This window comes from Kribbella sp. NPDC104740, from assembly GCF_055583505.1.
In genome coordinates, this window is sequence record NZ_JBVJNV010000001.1 from 1005895 (window position 1) to 1018757 (window position 12863).

The window sequence follows — 12863 nt, forward strand, 5'->3', positions numbered from 1 at the left end:
ATGAGTACTCCCAACAAACTGTCGCGGCGGCTGTTCCTGCAGCGCGCGGCGGTCGGCACCCTGCTGGCCACCGGCGGCAGCACGCTTCTGGCCGCCTGCGCCGGCAGCGGCAGTGACGACGGCGGCTCCACCGGTGGTGGCGAGAAGACCGCCGACAACCCGTTCGGGATGGCGGACAAGGCGACCGTCGACGCGGTCATCTTCAACGGTGGTTACGGCTACGACTACGTGCAGTTCGCGGCCGACATCGCGCAGAAGAAGTTCGCCGGCTCGACCTTCAAGGTCGCGCCGTCCACCCAGATCGCGCAGCAGCTGCAGCCGCGCTTCGTCGGTGGCAACCCGCCGGACCTGATCGACAACTCCGGCGCCAACCAGATCGGCTTCAACACGATCCTGGACCAGCTGTCGACGCTCGACGACGTCTTCGAGGCCAACAACTACGAGGGCACCAAGATCGCCGACACCCTGTACCCGAGCGCCAAGGTGCCGGGCACGTTCGACGGCAAGTTCGTCGCGATGAACTACGTGCTCACCCTGTACGGCATCTGGTACTCCGACAGCCTGTTCCAGGAGAACGGCTGGACCCCGCCGAAGACCTACGACGAGCTGCTCGACCTGGGCGCCAAGGCCAAGGCCAAGGGCAAGTACCTGTTCGTCTGGGGCAAGGAAGCCGCCACCTACTACCACACGATGGCCGTCGACGGCGCCATCAAGGAGGGTGGCGACGAGGTCCGGCTGGCGCTGGAGAACCTCAAGGAGGGCTGCTGGTCGATGCCGCAGTTCCAGGGGATCTTCAAGGCCCTGGAGACGATGGTCAAGAACGGGTACTTCGTACCCGGCGGCGCCGGCACCCAGTTCACCGCCGCGCAGGCCAAGTGGAGCAACGACCAGCAGGCCATCCTCTACCCCTCGGGCTCGTGGATCGAGAACGAGATGAAGAAGGCCACCAAGGCGGGCTTCAACATGAAGGGCGTCCCGGAGCCGACCCTGACCGCCAGCCCGAAGCTGCCCTACGAGTCGCTGCGCAGCGCGGCCGGTGAGCCGTTCATCGTCCCGGCCAAGGGCAAGAACGTTGCCGGCGGCAAGGAGCTGCTGCGGGCGATGCTGTCGAAGGAGGCGGCGACCAACTTCGCCAAGACCCGGCTCGCGCCGACCATCGTCAAGGGCCTGGTGCCCGCCGACGGCTTCGGCTCGACCGCGCTGCAGTCGCAGACCCAGATGCTGGACGCCGCCGGCACCAACGTCTTCGACTACCAGGTCTTCGGCCTGTACGGCATGAACACCGACCAGCTGGTGGTCTGGAACTCGTTCCTGTCCGGCCAGCTGGACGCGGCGGGCCTGACCAAGGGCCTGCAGCAGATCACCGACAAGGTACGGAACGACAGCTCCGTCAAGAAGATCCCGGTCACCAAGTGACCGTGCAGCAAGAGGCCGTGCCGGGAGGCGGACCCAAGCGGTCCGCCACCCGGCGCCGCCGGCCGCTGACCTTCGACCGGGTCAGCTTCATGGTCGTGTTCCTCGGCCTGCCGCTGGTGGTGTTCGTGGTCTTCGTGGTGTCGCCGTTCGTCCAGGCGCTGTGGTACTCGCTGACCGACTGGTCGGGGTTCAGCTCGGGGATGAACTTCGTCGGCTTCGACAACTACGTCCGGCTGTTCCACGACGACATCTTCCTGAAAGCCGTCCGCAACAACGTCCTGCTCGCGGTCGTCGTACCGCTGGTGACGATCGTGCTGTCGCTGACCCTGGCCACCCTGGTCACGATCGGCGGCTCCGGCACCGGGACCGTCCGCGGACTGCGCAACTCCGGCTTCTACCGGATCATCTCGTTCTTCCCGTACGTCATCCCGGCGATCGTGATCGGCCTGATCTGGGCGCAGGTGTTCACCCCGAGCTCGGGCATCCTGGACGCCGTCCTGAACAAGATCGGGCTGCACGGGTTCGAGAACTACGCCTGGCTCGGCGACGCCCGGACGGCGATGCCGGCCTCGATGTTCGTGATGATCTGGGGTGCCGTCGGTTTCTACATGGTGCTGTTCATCGCCGCCATCCGGGGCATCGACCCCGAGGTGTTCGAGGCGGCCCGGATCGACGGTGCCGGCCGGTTCCGCAGCGCGGTGTCGATCACCGTGCCGCTGATCCGCGACAACGTGCAGACGGCGTACGTCTACCTCGGGATCGCCGCCCTCGACGCCTTCGTCTACATGCAGGCGCTGAACCCGGGCGGTGGACCGCAGAACTCGACGCTGGTGATGCCGCAGCAGCTGTTCACGACGGCCTTCACCAAGGGGCAGTTCGGGTACTCGACGGCGATGGGGGTGATCCTGGCCGCGGTGACGATGCTGTTCGCGCTGCTGGTCTTCACCGTGAACGCCCTGACCGGCGGACGTGAGCCGAAGAAGAAGGTAAGCCGATGACGACAACCACCGCCGACCGCGCCGTCGTGGCCGATCGCGCGCCCAGGCAGCGGGCCCCGGAAGGCCGGGGGGTGGCCGTCACCGCCCACGTCGCGCTGATCCTGTGGTCGCTGCTGGTGATCCTGCCGCTGCTGTGGACCGTGCTGTCGTCGTTCAAGACGACGCAGGAGGTCCTCGGCAACCCGCTGTCACTGCCGAGCGGGCTGCGGTTCGAGAACTACGCCAACGCCTGGACGACGGCCGGGATCGGCCGCTACTTCGCGAACACCGTGATCGTCGTCGGCAGCGCGCTGGTGCTGGTGATGATCCTGGGCGCGATGTGCGCCTACGTGCTGGCCCGGTTCACCTTCCCCGGCAACCGGCTGATCTACTACAGTATGCTGGCCGGTCTGACCTTCCCGGTCTTCCTGGCGATCGTGCCGCTGTTCTTCGTGCTGAAGAACCTGGCCCTGCTGAACACGCTGCCGGGCCTGATCATCACCTACGTCGCGTTCGCGCTGCCGTTCACCGTGTTCTTCCTGCACAGCTTCTTCAAGTCGCTGCCGCACGAGATCTACGAGGCGGCGCAGATCGACGGCGCCGGCGAGTGGCGGACGTTCTTCTCGGTGATGCTGCCGATGGCGAAGCCGGGCATGGCCTCGGTCGCGATCTTCAACTTCCTCGGCCTGTGGAACCAGTTCCTGCTCCCGGTGGCGCTGAACACCGACTCGAACAACTACGTGCTCTCCCAGGGCATGGCGTCGTTCGCGTCGCAGGCCGGCTACGCGGTCGACTTCGGTGCGCTGTTCGCGGCCGTGGTGATCACGGTGGCGCCGGTGCTGGTCGTCTACATCATCTTCCAGCGTCAGCTGCAGGTCTCGGTCACCGCCGGAGGCGTGAAGTAGCCTGCGGGCGTGCTGACACGGCGTACGGTCTTGCAGGGCGCTCTCGCGAGCGCCCTGCTTGCTGGTTGCAGCTCCGAGAAGCCCACCGGGCCGGCCCGGACCAAGGACAACCCGTTCGGGGTGGTCGCCGACCGGCCGGTCGAGGTGGTCGTCTCCGAGGAGTTCGGTGGCTTCGGCGCTCCGCAGTACCGGGCCAAGTACCAGCAGGCAGCGGTCACTGTGACGCCCACCAAGCAGCTGCGGGACCTGCTGCAGTCGCGGTTCGCGGCTGGGAGCCCGCCGGACGTCGTACTGAACACCGGTGACAAGGCGCTGACTGTCAGCCGCCTGGTCGCCGACGGGCAGTTGACCGACCTCGGGCCGTTGCTGACCGCCCCCTCCTGGGAGAACAAGGACGCGAAGGTCCAGGACGTCGTACTGCCCGGCCTGCTCGACTCCGGCCGGTACGACGGCTCGCTGCGCTCGCTGAACTACCTGGTCGACGTCTACGGCCTCTGGTACTCCGCCCGCCTCTTCCAGCAGCGCGGCTGGGACCTGCCGCGCACCTGGCCCGAGCTGCTCGCGCTGGGCGCCGAGATGCGCGCCGCCGGGCTCGGCCCGTTCACGTACGCCGGGGTGCACCCGTACTACGTGTTCGAGGCGGTGCTGACGCTGGCCGTGAAGACCGGCGGCCACGACGTCGCCAAGCGGATCGACAACCTCGAGGACGGCGCCTGGAAGGACCCGAGCGTCACCCGCGCGATCACCGCGTTCGGTGAGCTGGCCCGGCGCGGGCTGATCGCGACCGGGACCTCCGAGCTCGACCACACCGGCTCACAGACCCGGCTGATGCAGTCGAAGGCCGGCCTGCTGCCGTGCGGGAACTGGCTCGAGAACGAGATGAAGCCGGTGATTCCGGACGGCTTCGGGCTGACCGTGTTCGGGCTGCCGCCGCTGGACGGGTCGCCGGCGCTGCCGCGCGGCGTGCACGTCGAGCCCGGGTCGCCGCTGCTGGTGCCGGCCAAGGGGCCGAACGAGCCGGGTGGCGTCGAGTACCTGCGGGCGATGCTGTCGCGCGAGGTCGCCGGGCAGGTGACCAAGGAGACCAACCGGCTGACCGTCGTACGGGGTGCTGCGGACGGTCAGGAGATCGGAACGGCGCTGCGCTCGGCGCGGGACCTGCTGACGGCGGCGGGGGATCAGGTGATCCGCTGGTACTTCGCCGACTGGTACCCGGCGCTCGGCACGGCGGCCGGGCAGCTGACCGGGCAGTTCCTCTCGGGTGCGTTCCGTGTCGACGAGTGGACGGCGCGTGTGCAGGCCGCGGCGGACAAGGTGAAGCAGGACAGCACGGTCACGAAGTACCACAGGGATTGAGTAAGGTAAGGGAAACCTAATCCCTTGTGAGGTAGTGATGCGCTCGATCCTCCGGCCGCTGGCGCTGCTGGCTGTCGTTCCGTTCGTCCTGACCGCTTGCGGCTCCGGTGCCGAGGAACCGGCCGCGTCCGGCGAGGGCAGCTCGGCCGGCTCCGAGGCGGGCGCGTTCCCGGTCTCGATCAAGAACAAGTTCGGCACCGCCGAGATCAAGGCCGCGCCGCAGAGGGTCGTCTCGGTCGGGCTGATCGAGCAGGACGCCCTGCTCGCGCTGGACGTCGTACCGGTCGGGACCACCGAGTGGTTCGGCGAGAAGCCCGGCGCGCTGTTCCCGTGGGCCAAGGACAAGCTCGGCGACCGGCCGCTGCCGACCGTGCTGAAGGACAAGGACGGGATCCAGTTCGAGCAGATCGCCGCGCTCCGCCCGGACCTGATCATCGGCCTGTACTCCGGTATCACCGCCGACGACTACAAGAAGCTGACCGCGATCGCGCCGACGGTCGCCCAGCCGCCCGGCCTGCCGGACTACGGCGTCGCCTGGCAGGACGCGGCCCGCACCGTCGGCCAGGCGGTCGGCAAGCCGAAGCAGGCCGACGAGCTGGTCAAGGGTATCGAGGACCGCTTCGCGAAGGTCCGCTCCGAGCACCCCGAGTTCCAGGGCAAGCCGGCCCTGATGGCGACGCCGTACGAGGGCTACTTCATCTACGGCAGCCAGGACCCACGCTCCCGCCTGCTCACCGACCTCGGCTTCACCCTCCCGAGCGGCCTGGACAGCCTGATCGGCGACAAGTTCGGCGCGAACATCAGCGCCGAACGAATCAAACTCCTCGACCAGCAGGCGCTCGTCTGGTTCCCCACCAAGGGCGGCACCGCGAAACTCCAGGCCGACCCGCTCTACAAGAACCTCCCGGTCCGCACCCAGGGCCGCGACGTCTTCGTCGAAGAGAACTACGACGACCCCCTGTACGGCGCGACGAGCTTCGTCTCGGTCCTCAGCCTCCCGATCGTCCTCGACCAACTGGTCCCCAAGCTGAAGGCCGCCGTCGACGGAGACCCGGCGACCACGGCCTAAGAACAGAGCGGTTGGCGACGGCTCGGACGGTGCCGGTGGGGCCGATTAGCATGCGGGAGTGATCGAGGAGCAGGTGCGGGCGGCCGGTGCAGGTGACGAGAGTGCGCTGGAGGAGCTGGTCGAGATCGCCGCTGCCAGTCCGGTGCGGCTGGCGGAGTGGACGGGGGCTTTGTTCGACGCCGGGGTGTTGTGGCCGCCGAGTCTGTATCGCGCTGCCGGGGTGGAGGTCGTCCGCCGTGTTGTCGAGGCGGTTGACTCCGGTGCGCGGACGGACGAACTCAACTGGTTGCTGCTGATCGTCGCGCACGCGCCCGGCCCGGAGGCCGAGGCTGCTCTGCGGCGCTGGCAGGAGCATCCGCCGCCTGGGGCCGATCGCCTGCACGTCGACGCACTGGGCTACGCCCGTACGGCGGGGTGGGTGATCGATCACGACGGTGTACGCCGGGAGTTGTGTTCTCCCACGGCGTACCAGTTGGTGATGGACGAGACGCCGCCCCCGACCGCCGGCCAGGCCTGTCGGCTGTGTGCCTCGCCGCTGTGGAGGATCGCCGACTTCGACACCGGTGACGCCGCGGTGCGTGAGGTCCTGGCGCGCACGGGGTGGTCCGGGCGACTGCGGATCGACACCTGCTATTTCTGTGCTTGTTACTCCCCGCTGTTCTTCCGGGTCGCACCCGGGGCCGAGCCGGAGTGGTGGGAGGGGAACAGTCGTCCCAGCTACCTCCCGGACATCTCCGGACCGGAAGATCCGCCGATGCGGAGACCTGCCGTGGGGGAGCCGCGCCCGTCGCCCTTCCAGGCCGGCGCTTGGGACCAGGGCGGATCGACTCTTGGCGGCTTCCCGGACTGGATCCAGGACTACGAGTACGTCGACTGTCCCGATTGCGGGCAGTCGATGGACTACCTCGGCCTGGTCGCCGGGGCCGACCTGGAGCCCTATGGCGAAGGCGCTTACTACCTGCATCTCCATGCACCTTGCGGCCTCGCCGCGGTGAACTACCAGCAGAGCTGAATGACCTAGTGCCAGATGACCTCGTCGAGGAAGTTCTCGACGGCAGTAGCGACTTCACCGAGTACGGCGGTGGACGCGGCGAGCGGGCCCGGGACGTACATGCCGTGGTCGGCTTCGGGCACCTCCAGCACGTACGGCGTGAGCTGGCGCGCCAAGTCGCCGTCCCACAGGGGGTCGGCGGTGCCGCCGACCAGCAGGAACGGCGAGCGGGAGCGCTCCAGTGCTGCGCGCACCTGGGGGTAGGTCAGCAGCGGGGTCAGCCAGACCGCTGGGTGGCCGCGCTCGGCAGCTAGTGCTGCTGCGTGGGTGCCGAGGGACTTGCCGATCAGTAGCAGGCCTGAGCCTGCGGCGCCGAGTGGTAGGTGCGGGGAGACCTGGCCGATCACCCAGGCCTCCAGTTGGGCCTCGGTGAGCTCCAGGGCCTTCTCGCGGTCCTTCCACTCCACCGGGTGGAGTGTGGCGCCCCGGCGTTCGGCTGCGTCGGCGCTGAACATCAGCAGAGGCGCGTGCGGGCCGTACTGGCCGCCGGGAACGATCACCGCGTGCCGTGAGGTCATAGCTCGGAGTCTATGACCGGTCAGGGTTCCGGTATGAGGAATCCGACACCGTCCCCGGGTACGGGACCGACCCGGGACGGTGTCAGAATCGGGGTATGTCTGCAGCCGTCGTCCCCTCCGCGATGCCCTGATGGCGACGATCGGTGTCGCGGTTCCGATCGCCGAACCCTTCGGCTCGGAGCTGCAGAAGTACCGGGCCGACTTCGGGGACCCGATGGCCTCCTCGATCCCGACCCACGTCACGCTGCTGCCGCCGACCGAGGTGGCCGACGAGGACCTGCCGCGGATCGACGAGCACCTGCGTGAGCTGGCCGCCCGGTTCCCGAGCTTCCGGATCCGGTTGCGCGGCACCGGCACCTTCCGGCCGATCTCGCCGGTGGTGTTCGTGATGGTCGCCGAGGGCATCTCGTCCTGCGAGGTGCTGCAGTCGCAGGTCCGCTCCGGGCCGCTCACGGTCGACCTGCGGTTCCCGTACCACCCGCACGTCACGGTCGCCCACGACCTCGACAAGGAGTCGCTGGACCGGGCCTACGAGACGCTCACCGACTACGACTGCGCGTTCGACGTCGCGGCCTTCAGCCGGTACGAGCACGGCGCCGACGGCGTCTGGCGCCCGCAGCGCGCCTTCCCGCTCAAGGGCTGAGGCACCTGCCAGGCTGTACGGCGTACGGGCTGGTGGTCGGGGTACAGGAGAGCAATGGGCGTCAAGGAACGGGGCAAGGCGGTCTGGGCGCGGTTCAGCCGCACGCAGCTGTGGCGGGCCTGGAAGCGGTACGGCGACCGCCGCGGCAACCGGTTGGCCGGGGCAACGAGCTTCTTCGGCTTCCTGTCGATGTTCCCGCTGATCGTGCTGGCCGCGGCCGTCGTCGGCAAGCTGCTGCCGCCGAGCGCGATCGACGTGATGAAGAAGGCGCTGGCCAAGAACCTGCCCGGGATCGGCGACCAGATCGACATCGACTCGCTGATCGCCAACGCCGGCACCATCGGGCTGATCTCCGGCGTCTCGCTGCTGCTCACCGGGCTGGGCTGGATCGACTCGTTGCGCGCCTCGATCCGGTCGATGCACGAGCTGGACGACCAGCCCGGGAACGCGGTCAAGCTGAAGGTCGAGGATCTCGGCGCCCTGATGGGGCTCGGCCTGATCGGCATCCTGGCCACGCTCGCCTCGTCGGTGCTGTCCGGGCTGTCGAAGAAGATCGTCGGCTGGGTCGACCTGGACGGCACCTGGCTGGCCGACTGGGGGCTCGGCACGATCAGCGTCGTGGTCGGGATCGCGGCCGGCGCGGTGCTGTTCCTGTACCTGCAGACCGCGATGCCGCGGATCATCCTGCCCCGCAAGGTCGCGCTGATCGCCGCGCTGGCCGGCGGGATCGTGTTCTTCGCGGCGCAGAAGCTCGGCAACGCGTACGTGAAGAACGTGATCGGCAACAACGCGGCGTACGGCGCGCTCGCGCTGCCGCTGGCGCTGCTGGTCTGGATCTACCTGATGACCCGGGTGATCATGCTGATCGCGGCCTGGACGAAGGAAGCCACGCTCGACCACCGCTGGCACACCGGCGAGGCGGAGGAAGCGGCCCGCGCCGCGATGCCGTTCGAGACCGGGCAGCCGGTACCGCGGCGGCGGACGAACGGCTCGACGAACCCGGAGCCGGACGAGAACGGGCTGCTCCCGGGGCCGCCCGGGAAGAAGTTCAAGGTCGTCCCGATCCCGGCGCGCAAGGCCGACTCGGTCGCTGTCGCCGCCGGAGCGCTGCTCGGCGTCACCGCCACAGCCATCACCGTCCAGCTGGCCAGGGCAGCCAAGTCTCTCCGGCGTTAGTGCCGTCGGGCCTTGCTCTTGCGGTTGTGGATGCGGAGCGCTCTGGGCCTGCGCAGGAAGAGCGCGAGAAGCAGGAACAGCGGGGCGGCGTACGCCCAGGACGGGACCCGCAGTGCGAGGGTCTGCACGGCCAGGCCGGGCATCGTGACCGCGCGGGTGCGCTTCGGCAGCGGCGTACCGGCGGCGGACTTCTTCGAGATGTTCGGCCCGGTCTTCGCCGCGGTCGCCGGTTTGACCAGCGTGCCGATCGGGCTCAGCGCGGTGTAGTGATCGAACGACCAGTCGAGCAGCCTGGTCGCGTCCTCGGTGATGCCGTGCGGTGAGTTCATCAACGTGACGACCAGTGTGTGGCCGTTGCGGCGGGCCGCACCGATGAACGTGTTCCGGGCCAGCGTCGTGTAGCCGGTCTTGACCCCGAGCGCGCCGTCGTAGTTGAACAGCAGCTTGTTCTGGTTCGCGACCTGGTACGTGCCGGCCTTGGCCAGCGGGAAGTTCGTGTACTTCGTCGATGCGTACTTCGCGAAGTCCGGCCGCCCCAGCCCGGCCTGCGCGAACAGCGCCAGGTCGTACGCCGACGACACCTGCCCGTCGGAGTCCAGCCCGGTCGGGTCCGTCACGTGCGTGTCGAGCGCGCCGATCTCCGCGGCCTTCTTGTTCATCCGCTGGATCGTCGCGGCCGTCCCGCCGGCGTCGTGCTCGGCCAGCGCGTGCACCGCGTCGTTGCCGGACGCCAGGAACATGCCCTGGAACAGCAGGTCCACGGAGTACCGCAGGCCGGGGTACACGCCGACCTTGCTGCCCTCGATGCCCGCGTCGCCGTCCGACCCGACCACAACGTCGGCCTTGTTCAGCCGCGGCAGCAGCACCAGCGCGGTCAGCGTCTTGAGCGTGCTCGCCGGGCGCAACTTGGCATGCGGCGCCTTGGCGGCGAGCACGGTCCCGGTGTCGAGGTCGGCGACGACGTACGAGCCTGCCTGCACCGTGGGCGGCTTGGCGCCCGCCGTGACGACGGTCGACTCCGCGGTCAGCTGGGCGCCGCCGACCGGGCTCCGGGAGCCCTGGGCGGCGGCAGTCGCTGTGAGCGGGCCGGCCACCAGCATCACGGTGGTCGCGCACGCCGTCAGGAGCACACGCATCGGCGGCACTCTAGACAACCTCCAGTCCAAACACCACGCGGACAACCTGCCGGGGCCGGTCCCGGCCAGGGCAGAGGACCGGACCACGGTTCAGGTGGTATCAGGCGCGGTACGCCGTCCACATGCTGCTGATCCGGGAGCTCTGCCCCGGGGTGAATTGGTTGTAGCAGGAGTCGTAGGAGTAGTCCATGTAGTTGTGGATCGGGTCGTTGCCCGGCAGCGAGCAGGAGTTCCGGCCGGTCGGGCAGCCGCTGCTCGCGCTGCCCTGCGCCGGGGTGTCGGCGACGGAGTCGTTCGTCGACGTACAGCCGCCCTGGAAGGTGTGGTAGAGCCCGAACCAGTGCCCGGCCTCGTGCGTCGCGGTCTTGCCGAGGTTGAAGTTCGTCGAGGAGCCGCCGGGCAGCGAGCTGTACTGCACCCGGATGCCGTCGATCGACGGGTTGCTCGAGTAGTCCCACGGGAAGGTCGCGATCCCGAGGTAGGAGAAGTTGACCAGCCAGATGTTGAGCGCGTTCTTGCCGCCCTTGCGGGTCTGCGACCGGTACGTCGTGCTCTGGCCGTCGCGGTGCCAGGTGTTGTTGTTGTACCGGTAGGTCCCGGCCAGCGAGAAGGTGAACCCGGTGTTCGCCGCCGCGCTGGACTCGCCGCCGGCGAAGTTCTGGTTCATCTCGGCGATCTGCTGGGTGATCTGCGCGTTGGTCACGTCACCGGCGCCGGTGCTGCTGCGCATGACGTGGACGTACACCGGCACGTTCGCCGCGGCCAGCTTCCCGGGCGCCGGCGCGAGCCCCCGGGCCCGCTTGGCCGCGACCAGCTCCGCGGTCCGCGCGTCGATGGCCTTCTGCTCGGCGACGCTCAGCTCCCGGTGGTCAGCCTCCTGACCACCACGCGCCGACGTCGACTCCGCCGGACTGAAACACGGGTTCCCGGTGGCGTCGGCCGGCAACTTCGCGTTCGCCTGACCACCGAGCGGACTGAACGCGAGCGCAGCACCAGCCAGCAGTACGGCGAACGCGCGGGGACGGTTGACGAAAGATCGCATGACGCGCTCCTCCAGATCGGGCCACTTGGGCGGTGCGGCCGAATCACCCGATTTTCAGCACGGTTCCGCGGTTTCCGAAGACCCACCAGTGCCACGGCAGTACTGCGCCGTACGGCTACTGCAGCTCCGACTCGGCTTGCTGGATGGCGGCGAACTCCTCCTCGGGGGCTGAGGCGACCAGGTGGTGGCGGCTGTAGAGCCAGAAGTAGGCGATGGCGGCGAGGAAGATCGCGGCGGTGATGGCGGCGGCGAGCTTGTCGACGAAGAAGGTGGCTACGACGGCGATGACCGCGAGGGTGAGGGCGATGCCGGTGGTGACGGTGCCACCGGGGGTGCGGTACGGGCGTTCCAGGTTCGGTTCGCGGACGCGCAGGACGATGTGGGACAGCGTCATCAGGACGTAGGAGACCGTCGCGCCGAAGACCGCGATGTTGATCAGGAGGGCGCCGTCCTGGGTGATGGCGGCGAGCAGGAAGCCGATGGCGCCGGGGACGAGCAGGGCCAGGTACGGCGTCTTGCGCTTGCCGGTGACGGACAGGAAGCGCGGCAGGTAGCCGGCGCGGGAGAGGGCGAAGAGCTGGCGGGAGTAGGCGTAGACGATGGAGAAGAAGCTCGCCACCAAGCCTGCCAGGCCGACGTAGTTGACGAAGTCGGCGACCCAGGGGTCACCGCCGAGAGCTGTCCGCAAGGCCAACGGCAGCGGGTTGTCCGAGTCGGCGACGACCGACGAGCCCGCGCCGCCGGCGGTGAAGACGAGCATCAGGGCGGCGAAGACGAGCAGGATGCCCATCGCGGTGATGATGCCGCGCGGCATGTCGCGGACCGGGTCACGCGCCTCCTCGGCGGCCAGCGGGACGCCCTCGACAGCGAGGAAGAACCAGATCCCGTACACCAGCGCGGCCAGCACCCCGGCGTACCCGAACGGGATGAACTCACTGGCCCCGGCAGCGTCGTTCGGGACGATGTCGAAGAGCTTGTCGGCGTCGAACTGCGGGACCATCGCGATCACGAACACGACCAGCGCGACGACAGCGACCACGGTGATACCGAGAGTCAGCCGCAGCGCCTCGCCGACGCCGTACAGGTGGATGCCGATGAAGATCACGTAGCAGCCCAGGTACACCGGCCAGCTCGACGTCAGCCCGAACAACCCGAGCGCCTCGATGTAGCCGCCGATGAAGGTCGCGATCGCGGCCGGCGCGATCGCGTACTCGATCAGGATCGCCGTCCCGGTCGCGAACCCGCCCAACGGCCCGAGCGCCCGCCGGGCGAACCCGTACCCCGCGCCGGCGACCGGGATCGCCGAGGCCAGCTCGGCCAGCCCGAACACCATGCAGGTGTACATCGTCGCCATCAGCACGGTCGCGATCAGCAGGCCGCCCCAGCCGCCCTCGGCCAGCCCGAAGTTCCAGCCGGCGAAGTCGCCGGAGATGACGTAGGCGACCCCGAGCCCGGCCAGCAGCACCCAGCCGGCCGCGCCCCGGCGCAGCTGGCGTTGCTCCAGGTACTCCTTGCCCACCTGCTGGTAGTCGACGCGTGAGGTCTTCCGGCTCATCGTGGCTCCAATGGTCTAC

At 68.8% G+C, this 12863-nt stretch carries 12 protein-coding genes; 8 read left to right on the plus strand and 4 right to left on the minus strand.

Features of this window, described 5'->3' with window-relative positions; translation table 11 throughout:
• The 6 genes from ngcE (ACZ6Z4_RS04770) to ACZ6Z4_RS04795 are packed head-to-tail and all read left to right on the plus strand — an operon-like array spanning position 1 to position 6735.
• Positions 1-1416 (plus strand): N-acetylglucosamine/diacetylchitobiose ABC transporter substrate-binding protein, encoded by a 1416-nt coding sequence (ngcE, locus tag ACZ6Z4_RS04770; RefSeq protein WP_465558168.1) that lies wholly within the window; start codon positions 1-3, stop codon positions 1414-1416.
• Positions 1413-2414, plus strand: coding sequence for a carbohydrate ABC transporter permease (locus ACZ6Z4_RS04775; protein ID WP_465558170.1), 1002 nt, complete (start codon positions 1413-1415; stop codon positions 2412-2414). Before ngcE (ACZ6Z4_RS04770) ends, ACZ6Z4_RS04775 begins: the two co-directional genes overlap by 4 nt.
• On the plus strand, positions 2411-3298 hold the full coding sequence (locus ACZ6Z4_RS04780) for a carbohydrate ABC transporter permease (protein WP_465558172.1): 888 nt from the start codon (positions 2411-2413) through the stop codon (positions 3296-3298). The genes ACZ6Z4_RS04775 and ACZ6Z4_RS04780 overlap by 4 nt, the downstream gene beginning before the upstream one ends.
• A 9-nt stretch (positions 3299-3307) precedes the next feature.
• Positions 3308-4654 carry an N-acetylglucosamine/diacetylchitobiose ABC transporter substrate-binding protein gene (gene ngcE, locus ACZ6Z4_RS04785; RefSeq protein ID WP_465558174.1) on the plus strand — a complete coding sequence of 449 codons (1347 nt, stop codon included), beginning with the start codon at positions 3308-3310 and terminating at the stop codon, positions 4652-4654.
• A gap of 37 nt (positions 4655-4691) precedes the next feature.
• Entirely contained in the window at positions 4692-5723 is a 1032-nt protein-coding gene (locus ACZ6Z4_RS04790; RefSeq protein WP_465558176.1) for an iron-siderophore ABC transporter substrate-binding protein, read from the plus strand.
• A gap of 58 nt (positions 5724-5781) precedes the next feature.
• Entirely contained in the window at positions 5782-6735 is a 954-nt protein-coding gene (locus ACZ6Z4_RS04795; RefSeq protein ID WP_465558178.1) for a hypothetical protein, read from the plus strand.
• Positions 6736-6740: 5 nt separating this feature from the next.
• Here the strand turns inward: ACZ6Z4_RS04795 and ACZ6Z4_RS04800 are convergent, their stop codons facing one another.
• On the minus strand, positions 6741-7292 hold the full coding sequence (locus ACZ6Z4_RS04800; protein ID WP_465558180.1) for an alpha/beta hydrolase: 552 nt from the start codon (positions 7290-7292) through the stop codon (positions 6741-6743).
• 130 nt (positions 7293-7422) lie between these two features.
• Between ACZ6Z4_RS04800 and ACZ6Z4_RS04805 the strand changes: the two genes are divergently transcribed.
• Complete coding sequence (locus ACZ6Z4_RS04805) at positions 7423-7935, plus strand: 2'-5' RNA ligase family protein (protein WP_465558182.1); 513 nt, start codon at positions 7423-7425, stop codon at positions 7933-7935.
• A gap of 54 nt (positions 7936-7989) precedes the next feature.
• Positions 7990-9111: a YihY/virulence factor BrkB family protein gene (locus ACZ6Z4_RS04810; RefSeq protein WP_465558184.1), complete on the plus strand. Its 1122-nt coding sequence runs from the start codon at positions 7990-7992 to the stop codon at positions 9109-9111.
• Here the strand turns inward: ACZ6Z4_RS04810 and ACZ6Z4_RS04815 are convergent.
• The 3 genes from ACZ6Z4_RS04815 to eat form a co-directional block, all read right to left on the minus strand.
• A complete protein-coding gene (locus tag ACZ6Z4_RS04815; protein WP_465558186.1) occupies positions 9108-10247 on the minus strand; it encodes a D-alanyl-D-alanine carboxypeptidase family protein in 1140 nt (379 codons plus the stop codon). The genes ACZ6Z4_RS04810 and ACZ6Z4_RS04815 overlap by 4 nt on opposite strands.
• A 100-nt stretch (positions 10248-10347) precedes the next feature.
• On the minus strand, positions 10348-11289 hold the full coding sequence (locus ACZ6Z4_RS04820) for a zinc metalloprotease (RefSeq protein WP_465558188.1): 942 nt from the start codon (positions 11287-11289) through the stop codon (positions 10348-10350).
• Between the two features lie 115 nt (positions 11290-11404).
• A complete protein-coding gene (eat, locus tag ACZ6Z4_RS04825) occupies positions 11405-12844 on the minus strand; it encodes an ethanolamine permease (protein ID WP_465558190.1) in 1440 nt (479 codons plus the stop codon).
• Between the last annotated feature and the right edge of the window lie 19 nt (positions 12845-12863).